This window comes from Streptomyces sp. NPDC001880, assembly GCF_053594575.1.
On record NZ_JBSFET010000240.1, the window covers coordinates 1 to 2,456 of the forward strand.

3 protein-coding genes are annotated in these 2,456 nt (G+C 69.6%); 2 read left to right on the forward strand and 1 reads right to left on the reverse strand.

Annotation, left to right across the window (positions count from 1 at the left end):
- Window positions 1-61 precede the first annotated feature (61 nt).
- Window positions 62-844, forward strand: a complete 783-nt coding sequence (gene ureG / locus ACWCQ6_RS36815) for an urease accessory protein UreG (protein ID WP_451096805.1) — start codon at window positions 62-64, stop codon at window positions 842-844.
- 83 nt (window positions 845-927) lie between these two features.
- Entirely contained in the window at window positions 928-1,656 is a 729-nt protein-coding gene (locus tag ACWCQ6_RS36820; RefSeq protein ID WP_451096807.1) for an urease accessory protein UreD, read from the forward strand.
- On the opposite strand, the gene ACWCQ6_RS36825 is transcribed toward ACWCQ6_RS36820, so the two are convergent.
- Entirely contained in the window at window positions 1,598-2,017 is a 420-nt protein-coding gene (locus tag ACWCQ6_RS36825; RefSeq protein ID WP_451096809.1) for a DUF4259 domain-containing protein, read from the reverse strand. The genes ACWCQ6_RS36820 and ACWCQ6_RS36825 overlap by 59 nt on opposite strands.
- Between the last annotated feature and the right edge of the window lie 439 nt (window positions 2,018-2,456).

Consider the following 2,456-nt stretch of genomic DNA (forward strand, 5'->3'; position numbering starts at 1 on the left):
GGCGCACCCCTCATCGAGCGCTGGGCCGAGACCCACGACACCACCACAGAGAGGCTCTTCAGTGCCTGAGAACGCCACCACCCCCACCCGTGCCCTGCGCCTGGGCGTCGCCGGACCCGTCGGCACCGGCAAGAGCTCGCTCATCGCGACGCTGTGCCAGGCGCTCTCCGGGGAACTGCGCCTGGGCGTCATCACCAACGACATCTACACCGACGAGGACGCGCGCTTCCTCAAGAGCGCCGGAGTCCTGGACCCCGAACGCATCCGCCCGGTGGAGACGGGCGCGTGCCCCCACACGGCAATCCGTGACGACGTAACGGCCAACCTGCTGGCGGCCGAAGACCTGGAGGCCGACCTCGGCCCCCTGGACCTGGTCATCATCGAGTCCGGCGGCGACAACCTCACCGCGACCTTCTCCCCGGCCCTGGTGGACGCCCAACTGTTCGTCCTGGACGTCGCCGGCGGCGGTGACGTCGTCCGCAAGGGCGGACCCGGCATCGCCCGCGCCGACCTGCTCGTGATCAACAAGACCGACCTGGGCGTGCATGTGGGCGTGGACGTCGAACGCATGACGCGCGAAGGGCGCGAAGCACGGCAGGGTTCCCCGGTGATCGCACTGTCCCGGCACGACGAGGCGTCCGTCCGGCTGCTCACCGGATGGGTCCGCGACACCCTCGCCCACTACCGCACCGGCGAGCACACCCCCGTCGACCCCGGCCCCATGGCCCCGCACTTCCACACAGCCCGGGACGGCGAGGAACCCCACCCGCACACCCATGCCAACGGCACCACCCACTCGCACGACCACACCCCCGCCCCCGCGCGTGCGGGACAGCGCGCGTGACCGGACCGACCCGCCTGAGCGTCACTCCCAAAGGGAGCCGCTGCCGCGTCCACCACACGACCGGGCATCTCACGGTGCGGATCATGGATCAGGACGCCCGCGGCGCCCGGGTGGGCCTGCTCGCCACCCAGGCGCTGCTGCTGTCCGGCGATGCCGTCCGCATCGACGTGGAGGTCGCTGACGGCGCATGGCTGGACGTTGTCGAGACGACCGGCACTGTCGCGTACGAAGGCGACGCACCGTCGTCCTGGACGGTCGACGCCACGGTGGGCGACGGGGCGGTGCTCACCTGGGCGGGCAAGCCATTCGTGGTCTCGGACGGGATCGCCACCCACCGGGACACCCGGATCCGGCTGCACGGCACCGGCAGGATCCTGATCCAGGAGAAGATCGTCCTGGGCCGCGCCGGCCAGACGGGCGGGGACCTGACCATGTCCCTGAACGCGACCGACGACACCGGACCGGTACAGGTGGAACACCTCGACCTGACCAGGCAGACCCGTAGCATGCCGGGCGTCTTCGGAAACCTGCGTTCCATGGACACGGTCACCGCCCTGGGCTGGTCACCCGAACCGCCCGGCGAGCCGGAAGCCGGCACCACCGGGCCCGGCGAGACGTACTTCCCTCTGGACCGGACCGGGGCCGTACTGCGCTGGATCGGAATCGGCCGATTCCGCGACCGGCTGTGCGACCCCACCTTCGCCACCTGGTGCGAGGAAGCCATGCGCGGCCACCAGTACCAGGACCATCGCACTACACGGCACCTGAGCCACCCAGAAGCAGCGGGGCAAGCACTGCGCGAAGGCGCGTGAGTACGGCTCGCCACTGCTTCCAGTCCTCCGGGTCGACCCAGTTTGAGGCCGGCCCATCCTCGTCGCCGACGATGCGGGCGAGGGCTTCGTCGGCGAGTGCGCGCAGGTCGGAAGGGAACAGGGGCATAGGTGTTTCCGGGCCGTAGGGCGTGTCGACGGGGTCGCCTTCCGGGCATTGCGCCGCGATCAAGGCGGCGGCCACCGCCTCTTCCGCTTCCATGAGATAGCCGGTTGAGTCGATCGTTCGGACGAGGACGCCTCGGATCAGGGCTTCTCGCACCTCGGGCTCGGCATCGTCGAGTGCGTTGGCGAAGTCTGCCGCTGTGTCGTTGTCGAAGGGGCCGGTATCCCAGGTACCCATGCTGATCTCCTTGCGTATGGTCGCCCGGATCCTCGCATCAGGGACTGACAACACAACTACGGGGCGAGCAGGACCCGTTCGCGAAGAAGGTCGAAGCCTGCGCGGCCGAACATCTGGCGCTTGAGCATTTTGATCCGGTTAACGTGACCTTCGACGACTCCGGAGTTCCAGGGCACCGGTGACGACAGAGGAACGTGCGGCCCACTCCGGCTTGCCGGGCGATGGCGGAAACGCTGATCGGGTGCCGCTCTTGGCGGAGTTCTTGATCACGGTGGCCACTCGCTGGCGGCGACGCTCAGAATTGGCCTGCCGGCCGTCTCGCGCGCGCCAGGTGCCCATGGCTAAAAGCCAAGCTTAGACCGCGGGCCACGGCGGCACAGCCGCGAGCGGCCGCCGGGCCCTCCGTCCGGCCGTGTACCCCCCGATCCCCAGGCCGATC